At 63.7% G+C, this 16,139-nt stretch carries 14 protein-coding genes; 11 read left to right on the plus strand and 3 right to left on the minus strand.

What is annotated here, in order from left to right; all coding sequences use genetic code 11:
- Position 1 precedes the first annotated feature (1 nt).
- From BLU35_RS13475 to BLU35_RS13485, 3 genes are read left to right on the plus strand one after another with little or no spacing between them, the layout of a single operon-like run.
- Complete coding sequence (locus BLU35_RS13475) at positions 2-901, plus strand: ABC transporter permease (protein ID WP_093233390.1); 900 nt, start codon at positions 2-4, stop codon at positions 899-901.
- 8 nt (positions 902-909) lie between these two features.
- Complete coding sequence (locus BLU35_RS13480; RefSeq protein ID WP_093233391.1) at positions 910-1,740, plus strand: ABC transporter permease; 831 nt, start codon at positions 910-912, stop codon at positions 1,738-1,740.
- Between the two features lie 2 nt (positions 1,741-1,742).
- The gene (locus BLU35_RS13485; protein WP_093233445.1) at positions 1,743-2,867 is read left to right on the plus strand and encodes a DmpA family aminopeptidase; all 1,125 of its coding nucleotides are present in this window, start codon (positions 1,743-1,745) and stop codon (positions 2,865-2,867) included.
- A gap of 45 nt (positions 2,868-2,912) precedes the next feature.
- On the opposite strand, the gene BLU35_RS13490 is transcribed toward BLU35_RS13485, so the two are convergent.
- Positions 2,913-3,791, minus strand: coding sequence for a helix-turn-helix domain-containing protein (locus BLU35_RS13490; RefSeq protein ID WP_093233392.1), 879 nt, complete (start codon positions 3,789-3,791; stop codon positions 2,913-2,915).
- 94 nt (positions 3,792-3,885) lie between these two features.
- Here BLU35_RS13490 and BLU35_RS13495 point away from each other — a divergent pair, with 94 nt between their 5' ends.
- From BLU35_RS13495 to BLU35_RS13505, 3 genes are all read left to right on the plus strand, one after another.
- Entirely contained in the window at positions 3,886-5,448 is a 1,563-nt protein-coding gene (locus tag BLU35_RS13495; protein WP_093233393.1) for a 4-hydroxyphenylacetate 3-hydroxylase N-terminal domain-containing protein, read from the plus strand.
- A gap of 8 nt (positions 5,449-5,456) precedes the next feature.
- Positions 5,457-5,969 carry a flavin reductase gene (locus BLU35_RS13500; RefSeq protein ID WP_093233394.1) on the plus strand — a complete coding sequence of 171 codons (513 nt, stop codon included), beginning with the start codon at positions 5,457-5,459 and terminating at the stop codon, positions 5,967-5,969.
- Positions 5,970-6,127: 158 nt separating this feature from the next.
- Positions 6,128-7,381, plus strand: a complete 1,254-nt coding sequence (locus BLU35_RS13505) for a sensor domain-containing diguanylate cyclase (protein WP_093233395.1) — start codon at positions 6,128-6,130, stop codon at positions 7,379-7,381.
- Positions 7,382-7,434: 53 nt separating this feature from the next.
- Here BLU35_RS13505 and BLU35_RS13510 read toward each other — a convergent pair whose 3' ends face one another.
- Positions 7,435-8,913 carry an aldehyde dehydrogenase gene (locus BLU35_RS13510; protein WP_093233396.1) on the minus strand — a complete coding sequence of 493 codons (1,479 nt, stop codon included), beginning with the start codon at positions 8,911-8,913 and terminating at the stop codon, positions 7,435-7,437.
- Between the two features lie 117 nt (positions 8,914-9,030).
- Positions 9,031-10,482: an APC family permease gene (locus BLU35_RS13515; protein WP_093233397.1), complete on the minus strand. Its 1,452-nt coding sequence runs from the start codon at positions 10,480-10,482 to the stop codon at positions 9,031-9,033.
- Positions 10,483-10,782: 300 nt separating this feature from the next.
- On the opposite strand from BLU35_RS13515, the gene BLU35_RS13520 reads away from it, so the two are divergent.
- Genes BLU35_RS13520 through BLU35_RS13540 form a run of 5 tightly spaced genes read left to right on the plus strand, consistent with a single transcriptional unit; the run spans position 10,783 to position 16,135 of the window.
- On the plus strand, positions 10,783-11,565 hold the full coding sequence (locus BLU35_RS13520; protein ID WP_093233398.1) for an IclR family transcriptional regulator: 783 nt from the start codon (positions 10,783-10,785) through the stop codon (positions 11,563-11,565).
- The gene (locus BLU35_RS13525; RefSeq protein WP_058327635.1) at positions 11,565-12,818 is read left to right on the plus strand and encodes a Tm-1-like ATP-binding domain-containing protein; all 1,254 of its coding nucleotides are present in this window, start codon (positions 11,565-11,567) and stop codon (positions 12,816-12,818) included. The genes BLU35_RS13520 and BLU35_RS13525 overlap by 1 nt, the downstream gene beginning before the upstream one ends.
- Positions 12,815-13,489 carry an HAD family hydrolase gene (locus BLU35_RS13530; protein ID WP_440638727.1) on the plus strand — a complete coding sequence of 225 codons (675 nt, stop codon included), beginning with the start codon at positions 12,815-12,817 and terminating at the stop codon, positions 13,487-13,489. Before BLU35_RS13525 ends, BLU35_RS13530 begins: the two co-directional genes overlap by 4 nt.
- Positions 13,490-13,491: 2 nt before the next feature.
- Positions 13,492-14,847 carry an aspartate aminotransferase family protein gene (locus BLU35_RS13535; RefSeq protein ID WP_093233399.1) on the plus strand — a complete coding sequence of 452 codons (1,356 nt, stop codon included), beginning with the start codon at positions 13,492-13,494 and terminating at the stop codon, positions 14,845-14,847.
- A gap of 4 nt (positions 14,848-14,851) precedes the next feature.
- A complete protein-coding gene (locus BLU35_RS13540; RefSeq protein ID WP_093233400.1) occupies positions 14,852-16,135 on the plus strand; it encodes an aspartate aminotransferase family protein in 1,284 nt (427 codons plus the stop codon).
- The last annotated feature ends 4 nt before the right edge of the window (positions 16,136-16,139 follow it).

Consider the following 16,139-nt stretch of genomic DNA (forward strand, 5'->3'; position numbering starts at 1 on the left):
GATGTCGATCGCCGGCCGCCGCCGCTTTCAGCTCGCCGTTTTGCTCGGACCCGTCTCGGCCTTCCTTGCCGTCTTCTTCCTCGGGCCGCTCGCGATCATGGTCGTCACCAGCCTTCTCGCGCCCGGCCTTTATGGTGGGGTGGAGTGGACCTTCTACCCGCATAACTTCGGTCGCATCCTCGGTTTTGCCGATCCGATGTTCGAGGAGTTCGATCCGATCTACATCGCGATCTTCCTGCGCTCGGTCGAGATCGCGGCCCTGACGGTGCTCGCGACCCTTCTCGTCTGCTATCCCGCCGCCTTCTGCATCGCCCGGCTTTCCGAGCGCTGGAAGAATTTCTGCCTGTTCCTGATCACGCTGCCTTTCTTCACCAGCCTGATCGTTCGGCTCTTCGTCTGGGTGTTGATCCTGCGCCAGACCGGCCTCGTCAACGAGATGCTTCTGTCAACGGGGCTGATCGAGCGGCCGCTCGACCTGATCTACACCAAGGGCGCGATCATTCTCGGCATGACCTATGTATTCATTCCCTTCATGTTCATGCCTGTTTATGCCAGCGTCGAGAAACTTGACTGGACGCTGGTGCGCGCCTCGCTCGATCTCGGCGCCGGGCCGCTGCGCACCTTCTGGCGCATCATCCTGCCCCTAACCGCTCCCGGCATTGCCGGCGGCGCGGTCATCGTCTTCATTCCGGCACTTGGCAACTTCGTCGTGCCGGCGGTGCTCGGCGGCGCCAAGGTGATGATGTTCGGCAACCTGATCGAACAGCAGTTCCTCGCGGCCCGCAACTGGCCCTTCGGCGCCGCACTGGCGATGATGGTGATGACCGTCATGCTGATCATGATGATCGCCCACGTGGTGCTTTCCGGTCGGCGCAGCGCCGCCGCTGCGCTGGCACGGTGAGGTGACCCATGAAGCTCGCTCGATCCCTATTCACCGGCGGCCTGATCGCCTACACCGGCCTCTTCTTCGCCTTCATCTACATTCCGCTCGTCGTCATCGCCGTCTATTCGTTCAACGCCAATCCGGTGAACATGATGACCTGGACGGGCTTCACCACCGAATGGTACGCCCAGGTTCTCGGCTTCAAGACCAAGGTTTCCGAAAGCGCTCTCTACATCGAATCGACGGGCCAACTGCTGCAGGCGGTCTGGAACAGTCTGGTGATCGCCGCCTCTACGACAGCCATTGCGACCATCTTCGGCACGGCGATCGCCATCGGCCTCTATCGCTTCGAATTCGTCGGCCAGCGCTTCTACCGCGTGGTGATGTTCATGCCGATGCTGATGCCGGATATCGTGCTCGGCATCGCGCTTCTGATCTTCTTCGTCAATTCCGGCATCCGGCTGGGGCTGACGACGATCATCATCGGCCAGTGCACCTTCCTGATCTCCTACGTCTTCATCGTCGTCTCGGCCCGACTTGCCGGCATGGACCGGACGCTGGAGCACGCGTCCGCCGATCTCGGCGCCAATGAATGGATGACCTTTCGCCGGGTGGTGCTGCCGCAACTCTTTCCGGCGATCGTCGGCGGCGCGCTGCTCGCCTTCATCATCTCGATGGACGATCTCGTCATCACCTACTTCATCGCCGGCGTCGACGTCACCACGCTGCCGATGTTCATCTTCTCCATGCTTCGGCGCGGCATCAAACCGGAGATCAACGCGATTGCCGTGATGATGCTCTCCTTCTCCTTCGTCGTCGCCTCGCTCGGCCTCTATCTTCGCTCCCGGCAGAAATGATCATGAACGATAAAACTCTCACCTCGCCCGCCACCCGCGCCCGCGATATCGGCCTGCCCTTTTCCGGCCGCACCGGCCGCTTCAACGCCATCACCGATGTCGAAGGCATAACCGTCGGTTTCCGCACGATCGAGGAAGAAATTCCGCGGCCGGGCAGAAAGCGTCTGGTCCGCACCGGCGTCACCGCCATCCTGCCGCATGCCGCTTCGGCCACCCCCGTCCCGGTCTATGCCGGCGTACACCGCTTCAACGGCAACGGCGAAATGACCGGCACCCACTGGATCGAAGATGGCGGCTTCTTCCTTGGGCCGGTCATGATCACCAACACCCATGCCGTCGGCATGACGCACCACGCCACCATCAAGTGGATGCTGGAGCGCTACCGGTCGACGTATGACACGGATGATTTCCTCTGGCTGATGCCGGTGGTGGCGGAGACCTATGACGGTGTCTTGAACGACATCAACGGCCAGCCGATCACCGAAGCGGATGTGCGCGCAGCACTCGACAGCGCCACCTCGGGCCCGGTGGAGGAGGGCAATTGCGGTGGCGGAACGGGCATGATCGCCTATGGCTTCAAGGGCGGCACCGGCACCGCATCGCGCGTCGTCGAATTCGGTGGCCGCGACTACACGATCGGCACGCTGGTACAGGCCAATCACGGCCAACGCGACTGGCTGACGATCCGCGGCGTTCCCGTCGGCGAGCACATGCGCGACGGCACGCCGCAAAGCCAAATGCAGGAGCGCGGCTCGATCATCGTCGTGATCGCCACCGACCTGCCGATGGCGCCGCATCAGCTGAAGCGCTTGGCGCGTCGGGCGGCGATCGGCATCGGCCGCAACGGCACGCCCGGCGGCAACAATTCCGGCGACATCTTCCTCGCCTTTTCCACGGCCAACACTCAGCCGATGGCGCACAGGGCGCCGCCGCGTCTGTCGCTGGAGATCGTCAACGACGACCTGCTCGACCCGGTCTATCTCGCGACTGTCGACAGCGTCGAGGAAGCGGTGGTCAACGCGATGATCGCGGCGGAAGATTCCGGTGGCACCGCCCATGATCGCTTCAAGATTCAGGCGATCCGGCATGAGCCTCTGATGGAGGTGATGCGGAACTACGGCCGATAGCCGCCCAGTCATGGCGACCGGACCAACCGCTCCTTGGGTGGACGGTTAGCCGGCTGCGGGCGAGTTCACCCGCGCCCGGCGCCAGTCGCTCGGCGCCTCACCGACCCTCAGGCGAAAGAAGCGCGAGAAATACGCGGCATCAGCAAAGCCGATTTCATAGGCGATGTCTTCCAGCGGCCGCACGGTGAAGAGCAGCAGGCGCTTGGCCTCGAGCAATCGACGCTCGTTGATGAGCTCCTTGACCTGCATGCCGAAGGCGTCCCTGCTCGCCTTGGCGATGAGATGCGGTGTCGTTGCCAGCGCGTCGGTGTATTGCGCGACGCTCCAGTTTTCCCGGAAGTGCAAATCGATAAGCCGGCGCAGCTGAGCCGCCAGCATCGCCTGCGACGGCTGGGCCGGAGATGGCGTGGCGGATGCCAGACGGGCGATCTGGGTGAGGACGGCGGCGACCAGCGAGGCGAGCATCTGTTGGGTGCCGGGCGCACCGCCGGCATATTCGTCGGCAACGATATCGAGCAGTTCGGCAAGACGGCGCCAGCCCCGGTCCTCGCCGTCGCCACGGATCATGACCGGCGCATCAACAGGAAGCGTGGTGTTCTCCCGGATCGAGAGCAGCGCGCCATCGGCGACCGAGACGACGACCGCGTCGCTCGTCTCAGGATCGACGGAAAAACCATGCACGATGCCGCTCGGCACGAAGCTGACGGCCGGTGCCAAAAAGTCCAATGGCCTGTCGTCGATGAAATAGGTGCCGCGGCCGCTCATCCAGAAGGTGATCTGCCCCATCTGATCGTGTTTATGCGCCTTCACCTGTCCCTGATGCAGGTTACGCCGCGCCATCACCGTCTCGACATGGAAAAATCCGGGTTCGAGTTGTTGCTCCGGTTCACCGTAGACGAAGAAACTTGGAATGGCGTCGGTCATGGCCCACCGAAAAAAGTACAAGTCATTTTGCCATTCTGTCCATGGCGGCCAATGATTTCAACGCCTAGCCTTGACGAAACTCAAGGAGGAGAAAATGAGAGCAGAGGATTTCCGCGCCGACAGGACGCGGCCCTTCACCGGCGCCGAATATCTGGAAAGCCTGCGCGACGGCCGCGAGGTCTATATCAACGGCGAACGCATCAAGGACGTGACCAGCCATCCGGCGATGCGCAATTCCGCCCGGTCGCTCGCCAGGCTCTATGACGCGCTGCATGATCCGGCAAAGAGGGACATCCTGACGGCGCCGACCGACACGGGGTCCGGCGGCTACACCCACAAATATTTCCGCGTCGCCCGCTCCTCCGCCGATCTTGCCGCCCAGCAGGGCGCGATCGCCGAATGGGCACGCATGTCCTATGGCTGGATGGGCCGCACCGCCGACTACAAGGCGGCGCTGATGAACACGCTCGGCGCCAATGCCAATTGGTATGGCCCGTTCAAGGACAACGCGCTCGCCTGGCATAAACGCGCCCAGGAAGCGGCGCTCTTCATGAACCACGCGATCGTCAACCCGCCGATCGACCGCCACAAGCCGGCCGATGCGGTCAAGGACGTCTTCGTCCACATCACCAAGGAAACGGACGCCGGCATCTACGTCTCCGGTGCCAAGGTGGTCGCGACCTCTTCGGCGCTGACGCACTATAATTTCCTGGCGCAAAGTTCGGCGACGGTAACGGAGGATCCCTCGCTCTCGGTGATGTTCATCGTTCCGATGAACGCGCCCGGGATCAAGATGTTCTGCCGCGTCTCCTACGAGCAGACAGCCAACACCGTCGGCCATCCCTTCGACTATCCGCTGTCGTCGCGCTTCGACGAGAACGATGCGATCCTAGTGCTCGACAACGTCTTCGTGCCCTGGGAGGACGTCCTGGTCTTGCGCGATGCCGCCAAGATCCTTTCCTTCCACCCGGCTTCCGGCTTTATGCACGGCTACTGCTTCCAGGGCTGTACCCGTTTCGCCGTGAAACTCGACTTCCTCGCCGGTCTGCTTGCCAAGGCGCTCCGTGCAACCGGCGGCGACGCCCTCCGCGGCAATCAGGCAGCACTCGGCGAGGTCATCGCGCTCCGCCACATGTTCTGGAGCTTCTCCAACGCCATGGCCCACAATCCCATCCCCTGGGCCGATGGCGCCGTGCTTCCCAATCTGGAAGCCGCGCTTTCCTATCGAACCTTCATGTCGGAGGCCTACCCGCGTGTGATCGAGACGATCCGCAAGGTTATCGCCTCGGGCCTCATCTACCTGCCCTCATCAGTGCGCGACTTCGGCAATCCCGAGATCGATCGTTACCTGGCGCAATATGTCCGCGGCTCTAACGATATGGGGCACATCGAGCGCATCAAGATCATGAAACTGCTCTGGGACGCGACCGGCACGGAGTTCGGCGGACGCCACGCGCTCTACGAACTCAACTATGCCGGCGCGCCTGAAGAGGTGCGGCTGCAGGTATTGAAAGGGGCCGAACGCGGCGGGCGTCTCAAGGAGATGGAAGCGCTCGTCGACCAGTGCATGGCGGACTATGACGAGAACGGCTGGACCGGCAGCACCTGGCTTCCGCCGCTCGACGATGCGGCCGCTCTGCGCAACGCCGCCGAATGAGGCCCGTCATGGAACCGCTCGTTTCGAAGACGGAGTTTCGCAACGCGATGGCGCGGGTCTGCGCGCCGGTCAACGTCATCACCACCAACGGACCCGCCGGACGCGGCGGGTTCACCGCCACCGCCATGTGCTCGGTGACCGACGAGCCGCCGACGCTGCTCGTCTGCATGAACCGCAACTCCACCCAATGCGGCCTTTTCATCGACAACCGGCGCTTCTGCGTCAACGTGCTCAGCCACGACCATAGGGATCTCGCCAGCCACTTCGCCGGCGCGACGCAGGATATGGCGGCCCGCTATGCCGCGGCCGACTGGGTCGAGATGCAATCCGGCAGCTTCGCGGTCAAAGACGCCATCGTCTCGCTCGACTGCGAACTCGCCGAGGCGCGGCTGCTTGGAACACACCACATCCTCATCGGCCGGGTCGTCGGCATCCGCTCGCGCAGCGACGGCAATGCGCTGCTCTATTTCGATCGCAACTACGTGCATGTGCCGACGCAGCTCGGAAGTTTCGGCGGCTAGGCGTGGGCGGGGTCTCGCCCCGCCTACATGAACACGGCCCATTGACGGACGTTTCGCCAAAGAGCCGAGGCAATCCACATCCACGTGCTGTTCAGTGGCTTTTGTTTTTTCCGTAAAACGCTCTATTTGCTTGGCGCGCAATGAGAAAGGAAAACGGAATGGTGGTTGCTGAGCCAGCCGGACGGCCGACGACGGACGCGAAAGGCAGGGAATTCGATCGCCTGATCGCCCTTGGACATCTCGACATTCTCGACACGCCGAAGGATCAAGGCCTTGAACGGATCGTGCGGCTGATAAAGCAGATCTTCGCGATCGACATCGGCATCATCTCTTTGGTCGACGCACATCGACAATGGTACAAGGCCTGCTCGGGGCTCGCATTCGACGAAGTTCCCCGGGAAGACACTTTCTGCCGATATGTTGTCGCCTCCGAGGAACCGCTTGTCGTGCACGACGCCACGCAGGATCCGCGGTTTTCGCGACATCCCGCCGTCACCGGCCCGGAACATGTTCGGTTCTACGCAGGCGTTCCGTTCAAGACGCGGGATGGTCATACGGTCGGGACCGTATGCGCGATCGACCGCGCGCCGAGACACTTCACCGACAAAGACCTGACGATCCTGACCGAACTGGCGGGCGTGGCGATGGACCGGATCGATTTGCTCCGGTCGGCCGCGACGGATGGGCTCACCGGCACGTTGACGCGCCGCGCCTTCCGCGAGGAGGCGGACAAGCTGATTTCGCTCGCCATAAGGCACCAGCACGACGTGTCGTGCATCGTCCTCGACGTCGACCACTTCAAGCGGGTCAACGACACGCACGGGCATGCGGCAGGAGACGAGGTCTTGAAGGCCGTGAGCGCCGTCTGCCAGTCCAATCTGCGGGCAAGCGATCTGTTCGGGCGGCTCGGCGGCGAGGAGTTCGCCATCATGCTGCCGCACGTCGACGCGAACGGCGCACTCGCCGCAGCGGAAAAGCTGCGGGCAGCGATTGCCGCTCAAACAATCCACGGAGACTTTGGTCAGCTTGCAGTCACCGCGAGCTTCGGCACATCGGCGCTATCGCTCAAGAGCAGGGAGATCGGTACATTGCTCGCCCAGGCGGACGCGGCAATGTATCTCGCCAAGGCCAGCGGACGGAACCGCTGCGTCGAGTGGAGCAGTCTCGAAGTCGGCTATCCGCTGGGTCCTCGTCAGCGCGTACTGAAAGCCGGCACCATTCTTTTCGACGACAGGCATTCAAAGATAGAGTGCACTATCCGGTCGCTTGGTGCCGATGGCGCTGCGGTCACGGTTTCGAACTCGGCCGGCATACCACCGGAGCTGGTTCTGGTCGTCGCCGGCGAGGGTTTCGAGACCAAATGCCATGTGGTGGCGCGAGACCGGCAAAATCTCGAACTCGCCTTCGGATAGCACGGTCCTAACAGACACGCGCGGTCGTCCGGCCCCGGTCCCTGCAAGCCCGGTCAGAGCTGAATCCAGGCGGTCTTCAGATCGGTGTATTTGTCCAGCGCGTGCAACGACTTGTCGTGGCCGTTGCCCGATTGCCTGACGCCGCCGAGCGGCACCGTGTTGTCGGCGCCGCCATAGGTATTGACGTGCACGACGCCGGCGCGGATGCCGCGCACCATCCGGTGCGCGCGCGACAGGTTTGCGGTCCAGACTGCGGAAGCCAGCCCGTAGTCCGTCGCATTGGCGATCCGGAGTGCGTCGGCATCGTCGTCGAAGGGAATGATTGCAAGTACCGGCCCGAAGACCTCTTCCTTCGCCAGCTTCATTTCAGGCTGAATGTCGAAGACGGTCGGCTGCATGTAATAGCCGCCAGTCTCTTCGAGGATGCGCTTGCCGCCCCAACGCAGGCGCGCGCCTTCCACTTCCGCTTCACGGACGAAATCGAGGTTCTTGCTCAGCTGGACGCTGCTCGAAATCGCTCCAGCCTCGGTCGAAAGAAGCAGCGGATCGCCAACCTTCATACCTGCCGCGATCGCTGCCACCTTCTCCGCGAAGGCTTCGTGAATGGAGCGCTCGACCAGCAGCCGTGAACCGGCAACACAGACCTGGCCGGAGTTGCGGAAGATGCCATAGGCCGAGATGCGCGCGGCCTGATCGAGATCCGGCGCATCGGCGAAGACGACGTTCGGCGACTTGCCGCCGAGTTCGAGATAGACGCGTTTCAGGTTCGAGCGCGCCGAATATTCGAGCAGCCGGCGGCCGACACCGCCCGAGCCGGTGAAGGCGAGCACGTCGATATCGCCATGCAGCCCGATAGCCTCACCCGTCGTCGCACCCCGACCGGTCACAACATTCAGAACGCCCTCCGGCAGGCCGGCTTCGGCGCAGATTTCGGCGAGCCTGAGCAAGCTGAGCGAGGCGCCCTCCGCCGGCTTCAGCACCACGGAATTGCCGGCGGCGAGCGCCGGCGCGATCTTCCAGGCGCCGATCATCAAAGGGAAATTCCAGGGAACGATCGCGGCGACCACGCCGATCGGTTCGCGATGCACGAGGCCGAGAATGTTGTCGGCGGTCGGCGCGATTTCGCCATAGACCTTGTCGAGCGCCTCGGCATAGTAGCGGAAGGTTCCGGCGGCGCTGCCGGGCTCGGCCTTCAGCGCCATCGAAATTTCGGTGCCATTGTCGCGCACGCCAAGGACCGCAAGCTCCAGCGCCTGCGCTTCGATGATTTCGGCAATGCGCGTCAGCACCTTCTTGCGGAACGCCGGAGCCGCCTTCGACCAGCTTCCTTTTTCGAAAACGGCGCGCGCGGCACGGACCGCCGCGTCGACGTCGGACGCGCCCGCGTCTGCTATCGTCGTTAGGTGGCTGCCGTCGATCGGCGAGACGACGTCGAGCGTTTCGCCGGACAAGCTCTCCTGCCAGTGGCCGTTGATGAACAGCTTTTGGCCCTCGACGGCGAGGCTACGCAATTGGTCGATCTTGTCCTGCATGATGTCTGGTCCCGTTTGCATTGCCGGGACGGCGGAGGGTCCGCCATCCCTTCTTAGGTGATACGCAGTTCCGGACGGAAGCCGATTGGCGTCGTTCCGGGAACGGCAGGGCAGCGATCAGATCTCCTGGCCTGCGCCAAGGCGGGCGAACTCGATCGGATTGCCCGACTTCAGCGATGCCGCAAGCGCCAGACCGATAACACCGAAGATCACGACAAGGCCCGGCAGGAACACGGCGAGCATGCCGGTGGCGCCTGCCAGGTCACCGAAGTTGACCGCAATCGCGATGATGACGGCAACGAGGATCAGGCCGGTGACGACGGGAATGACTTTGGTCACCAGCGGGTTCCGTTCGAGGCCGGGATTGCGGCTGAAGAAGGCGACGATCGCGAAGGCGGTGAAGGCCATCAACGTCATGACGGCGAGCGTGCCGACATTCGTCAGCCACGAGAACAGCGCCAGCACCGGATCCTGACCCGTCGCCGCAAAGAGTGCCACGACGAGGACGGCGATGACGGTCTGGATCAGCGAGCCGACATGCGGGCTGTGGTAGACCGGGTGGGTGACGCCGATCGAGGCGGGCAGCAGCCGTTCGCGGCCGGCGACGTAGAGATAACGGGCGACACCGTTGTGGAACGCCAGCACGCCGGCGAACAGGCTGGTGACGAAGAGCAAGTTCATCAGCGGCGGCAACCAGCCGCCGGCATAACGCTCGGCAAGGCCGAAGAGGAAGGTGGTCGGATCGGCAAGGCCCTGCAGTTCCGGCACCAGCTTGTCGGCACCGGCCGCATTCACCATCAGCCAGGAGGTGAACATGTAGAAGACGCCGATGATCAGCACTGAGATATAGGTCGCGCGCGGCACCGTCTTGTGAGGCTCGCGGGCTTCTTCACTGTAGATCGTCGTCGCCTCGAAGCCGATGAAGGCGGCAAAGCAGAAGAGAATGCCGATCGACGGCGAGCCGGACAGAATGGCCGTGGGCGTAAACGAGACCGCCGTCAGCCCGCTGTCGCCGCCCTTGGCGAGGATCGCGATATCGATGACGAGCACGACGAGATATTCGAGGATGACGAGGACGGTCAGCACCTGGGCCGAGAGGTCGACCCGGCGATAGCCGAGCACGCCGACGGCGGCGATGCCCACGAACGTCCAGACCCACCAGGGCAGATCGACCCCTAAGCCGGCGAAGAGCCCCGCCGTCGCCGCCCCGAACAGGCCGAAGACGCCAATCTGCATGGCGTTGTAGGCGAGGATGGCGATCATCGCCGCGGCACCGCCCATCAACCCGCCAAGGCCCTGGGCCGTATAGGCGTAGAAGGCGCCGGCATTGCGGATATGCCGCGCCATGGCGACGTAGCCGATGGAAAACAACAGCAGGATCAACGTGACGAGCAGGAAGGTGCCGGGAATGCCGGCGCCGTTTCCGAGCAACATCGACAGCGGAACGCCGCCGGCGACGGCCGTCAAAGGTGCGGCAGCAGAGACGACGAGAAAGGTGACCGCGCCGACGCCAAGGGCGTTCTTGCGCAACTGGTTCGCTCCGGTCACGGGCGAAGATGGATTGTCCATAGTCTTAAGCTCCCCTGGTTGGCGCGAACGCCTTTTCGCCTCCGGTCCTTCTCTCCGGCGGCAGCTCCCTGAAGCGGACTTGAAGCGCGGGGATTTGTTTTTGTCTTGGCCGCGCAAGTCTTTCGGTTCAATATATGAACCTTAGCTTCAAATATAGACTTGCAAAAAGCGTTCGGCCCTGTCAAGTTATTTTGCATGTTAAGTATCTCGGCCAGAGACAAACCACGAGGCGGACGCACCGCCCCATGAAAGGGAACAGGCAGAGATGACTTGCGACGGCGCTCAACGACGGAGGAATGGATGAGCACCATCGGTAAGGCCCTGACTTTGCTTGACGCGATCTCGCGGCTCGAGAAGGAAGCAGGTCTCAGCGATATCGCGCGGCATTGCGGGCTCGACAAGGCAACTGCCCGGCGCTTTCTCGTCGAACTGGAAAAGCACGGCTTTGTCGAGCAGGACGCGGAGACCCGGCGCTATCGTCTGGGCGGAGCGCCTGTGCGGCTTGCCCGTATCCGTGAGGCGCGCTTCCCGTATCTGAGCGTGGCGATCCCCTTCGCCCGGGAGCTTGCGAGCCTAGCGGGCGAGACCGTTCACCTTTCTGAATACGCCGCCGGCCGCCTTTCGACTGTTCACGTGGAGGACTCGCAGCGGGCCCACCGCGTCATCGTCGATGTCGGGAGCATCCTGCCTTTCCACGCGACCGCGTCCGGCCTTGGCTTCCTTGCCTTCTGCCCGCCGAAGGACATCGACGCGGCCCTGTCGGCGCCGCTCAAGGCCTTTACCGATCAGACGCTGACGGACCCCGCAGTCCTGCGCCAGACCCTGGGCGAGACGCTGCGGCGCGGCTACTCGATCTGCCATCACGGGCTCGAAACCGGCGTCGTCAGTGTCGCTGCACCGATCCGCGCGCCAGGCAGCACACCGGTCGGCGCGATCGCCATCGCAGCCCCCGCAACGCGGGCCGACAAGGAGACGGTGGAAAAGATGGGGCGCGCCGCGATGGCGGCGGCGAGACGCATTTCCGAAAGACTGTTCGGGTTGGAGCAGGTTGCTGCCGATCCGCTGGCAAGGAGGGCCGGCTGATGAATGCCATGAACCGTCTCCCCAATATCCTGGTCGTGGGTACGGGAGACACCAAATGCGACGAACTCCAGTTCATGGCGTCCGTCATCCGCGAAGCCGGCGGCATGCCTGTGATGATGGACGTCAGCATTCTCGGTGATCCGCCCTATGTGCCTGAATACTCCCGTCACGACATCGCCAAAGCGGCCGGCGTCACCATAGCGGCAATCGCCGCCAGCGGCGACGAACACAGCGCCATGGCGCTGATGGCAGAGGGGGCGGCCGCCCTCACCCGTTCGCTCTACGAGGCCGGGCAGGCCGATGGCGTCATCATCCTCGGCGGCTCGATGGGCACGGATCTCGCCCTCGACGTCGCTGCGGCCCTGCCGCTCGGCGTGCCGAAATTCATCGTCTCGACCATCGCCTATTCGCACCTGCTGCCGCCCGAGCGCATTGCGCCCGACCTGATGATGATCCTGTGGGCCGGCGGCCTCTACGGCCTCAACGGCATCTGCCGCTCGGTTCTCTCCCAGGCCTGTGGCGCGGTCGTTGGTGCCGCACGTTTCGGCACCAGGCCGGACAAGACGCGGCCGCTGATTGGCATGACCTCGCTCGGGTCGAGCTGCCTCAAATACATGAAATACCTGAAGCCCGAACTCGAACGCCGCGGCTATGACGTCGCTGTCTTCCATTCGACCGGCATGGGCGGCCGCGCCTTCGAGGCGATCGCGGCTGAGAAGGGCTTTACCGCGGTTTTTGACTTCTGCATTCAGGAGGTCAGCAACCATCACCACGGAACTGTCGTCACATCAGGGCCCGACCGGCTGGAGAATGCCGGACGTGCCGGAATCCCACAGATCGTCGCGCCAGGCGCCGTCGACATGGTCGACCTGCCGGCCTGGCAACCGGTTCCGCAAGCCTTTGCCGACCGCCCCTATCACGCCCACAACCGGCTGCTCGGCTCGGTGACCACCTCGTCGGAGGGGCGGCGCGAGATCGCCCGCGTCATCGGCGGCAAGCTTGCCGGCATCAGCGCGGAAGTCGCTTTCATCTTGCCGCTCAAGGGGATCCAGGAATGGGACCAACCCGACGAGCCGCTCTACGAACCGGACGCACTCGATGCTTTCATCGAGGAGATGCGCCGGCAGATCCCCTCAGGCGTCGCCCTGCACGAGGTCGACAGCCACATCAATGCGCCGGCGTTCTCGCAAGCCGCGCTTGCGATCTTCGACGACTGGGTGGCGCGCGGCATCGTGCCCGAGGGCCGGCCATGACGAACACCATGACCGACAAGGCGCTGATCCTCGACTTCGGCGGCGTCGTCACCCGCACGCTGTTCGAAACCCACGACATCACCGAACGTGCGCTCGGGCTCGCGCCCGGCACTCTTACGTGGCGCGGTCCCTTCGACCCCGCAACCGACCCGCTCTGGGCCGCCATGCAGCGGCGCGAAATCACCGAACGGGACTACTGGACGGAACGCACCCGCGAAGTCGGCCGTCTGCTTGGCGAAGACTGGAGCGACATGAAAACCTTCGTGCAGCGGGCGCGTGGGGCGGAACCGGAACTGGTGCTCCGGCCCGAGACGCGCGACGCGATCGTCGCCGCCCATAAGGCCGGCATTCGGCTCGCGATCCTCTCAAATGAACTCGACCTCTTCTATGGCGTCGCGTTCCGTAAGCGCTTCCCGCTGATCGAGCTCTTCGAGACGATCGTCGACGCCACCTACACCAATATCCTGAAACCGGACCCGCGTGCCTACGAGCTGGTGCTGAGCCAGCTCAATTTGCCGCGCGAAGCCTGCGTCTTCGTGGATGACCAGTTGAAGAACATCGAGGGTGCGCGGGCCGTCGGCCTGCCTCACGTCCATTTCGACGTCACCCGACCCGCAGAAAGCTATGCCAGAGCGCTTCAGATGCTCGGCCTTGAACTGACAGGAGCATGACCATGCGCGAAACCAACTTCCTCATCGAGAACAACGCCCGCCATCTCTGGCATCCGATGGCGCATCCGGCCGAGATGCAGGCAACGCCACCGCGCATCATCAATGCCGGCGAAGGCGTCGAGATCGTCGACATCCATGGTAAGAAGGTGCTCGATGCCGTCGGCGGCCTCTGGAACGTCAATCTCGGCTATTCCTGCGAACCGGTGAAGGAGGCGATCCGCCATCAGCTCGACGAACTGCCCTACTATTCGACCTTTCGCGGCACCACCAATTCGCCGCTGATCGAGCTTTCCTACGAGCTCGCCGAATGGTTCCGCGAGGATGGCCTCAGCCGCTCCTTCTTCACCTCCGGCGGTTCGGATTCCGTCGAGACCTGCCTGCGGCTTGCCCGCCAGTACCACAAGCTCAACGGCCAGCCCGAGCGCACCAAATTCGTCGCGCTGAAGAAGGGCTATCACGGCACCCATTTCGGCGGCGCCTCGGTCAATGGCAACGCCAATTTCCGCCGCAACTACGAGCCGCTGCTGCCGGGCGTCTATCATCTGCCGGCGCCCTATACCTATCGCAACCCGTTCGATACGACCGATGGCGCTGCAATCGCCAAGGCGATCGCGCGGCTCTTCGAGGACGAGATCGCCTTCCAGGGCGCAGATACGATCGCTGCGCTGATCATGGAGCCGGTGCTCGGCGCCGGCGGTGTGATCGTGCCGCACGAAACCTTCATGCCGCTGATGCGCGAGATCTGCGACCGCCACGGCATTCTTCTCATCGCCGACGAGGTGATCACCGCCTTCGGTCGTACCGGCGCCTGGACGGGCTCGCGTCTCTTTGGCGTGAAGCCGGATTTCATGTCGACGGCCAAGGCGATCACCAATGGCTACTATCCCTTCGGCGCTGTCATGATCGCCGACAAGGTCGCGGAAGTCTTCGAGAGCGACCGCACCGCCGCCGGCTCGATCGGCCACGGCTACACCTATTCCGGCCACCCGGTGGGTGCTGCCGCAGCGCTCGCGACGCTGAAGGAAACGAGCAAGCAGAACGTGGCGGCGAACGCGAAGGTGCGCGGTGACGAACTCATCGCCGGTCTCGAGGCGCTGAAGACCCGGCATGAACTGATCGGCGACGTGCGCGGCAAGGGGCTGATGTGCGCGATCGAGCTCGTCTCCGACCGGGAGAAGAAGTCAGGCGTAGCAAAGGACGAGGTTCAGAAAGTTCAGGACGTGACCTATGACGCCGGCGTCATGGTCAGGACCTCGGGCGCCAACGTCATCCTGTCGCCGCCGCTGATCGTGACCGCAAACGACGTCGCCCGCATTCTCGCGGCCCTCGACGCCGGCCTCACCGCCGCGAGGGGATAGGACCATGGCCGACAACGCGGATCTGATCGCGCGCCGCGAGCGGCTGCTCGGGCGCAACATGTCGCTGTTCTACGACGAACCGGTGCATCTCGTGCGCGGCGAAGGCGTCTGGCTCTATGACGCCGAGGGGCGCCGCTATCTCGACTGCTACAACAACGTGCCGCATGTCGGCCATTGCCATCCACGGGTAACCGAGGCGATCACGCGGCAGTCCTCGACGCTCAATACCCACACCCGCTACCTGCACGAAGGCATTCTCGACTATGTCGAGCGGCTGACCGCGACCTTCGACAATAGCCTCGACACGGCGATCCTGACCTGCACGGGAAGCGAGGCGAACGACGTCGCGCTACGCATGGCCCAGGCGGTGACCGGCAGGACCGGCGTGATCGCCACCGACCATACCTATCATGGCAACACGACCGCCGTGTCGCAGCTCTCGACCCGCATGCCGCCGGTCGGCGGCTTCGGCGGCCATGTGCGACACGTGCCGGCGCCCGACAGCTACCGGCCGCTCGGTGGCGAGCCGGGTGCTCCCTTTGCCGCAGCCTTTACCGCCAAGGTCGAGCAGGCGATCGCCTCGCTTCAGCAAAGCCCCCACGGTTTCTCGGCGCTGATCATCGATCCGTTCTTCGCCAACGAAGGCTTTCCGGAACTGCCCTCCGGCTTTCTCGACGGCGCCGTCGCCGCCGTCAGAAAGGCGGGCGGGCTCGTCATTGCCGACGAAGTCCAGCCCGGCTTCGGCCGCACCGGCGATCATATGTGGGGGCACCAGAAGGCAGGCATCGTTCCCGATATCGTCACGCTTGGAAAGCCGATGGGCAACGGCCATCCGATCGGCGGCGTCGTTGCGGGCACCGAAACGCTCAACGCCTTCCGCAAAGCGTTTCGCTACTTCAACACCTTCGGCGGCAATCCGGTCTCCTGCGCGGCGGCCATGGCCGTGCTCGATGTGATCGCAGACGAAAACCTCATCGAGAACGCCGCCCAAGTCGGCGCCTATGCCAAGGCCGGCCTCGCCCGGCTTGCGGACAAACATGGAATGATCGGCGACATCAGGGGCAGCGGACTGTTCTTCGGTGCGGAGCTCGTCACCGATCGCGCTGAAAAGACGCCCGCGAGTACAATCGCGACCAAGGTGATCAACGACATGTGCGAACGCGGCGTGCTGATGGGCAAGCTCGGCATCCACCAGTGCACGACCAAGATCCGTCCGCCGATGCCGTTTACCCGCGAAAATGCGGATTTCATGCTGTCGACGCTCGACGACGTGCTTTCCGGTCTGTGAGCGG

The organism is Sinorhizobium sp. NFACC03, from assembly GCF_900103435.1.
Taxonomy (GTDB): domain Bacteria; phylum Pseudomonadota; class Alphaproteobacteria; order Rhizobiales; family Rhizobiaceae; genus Ensifer.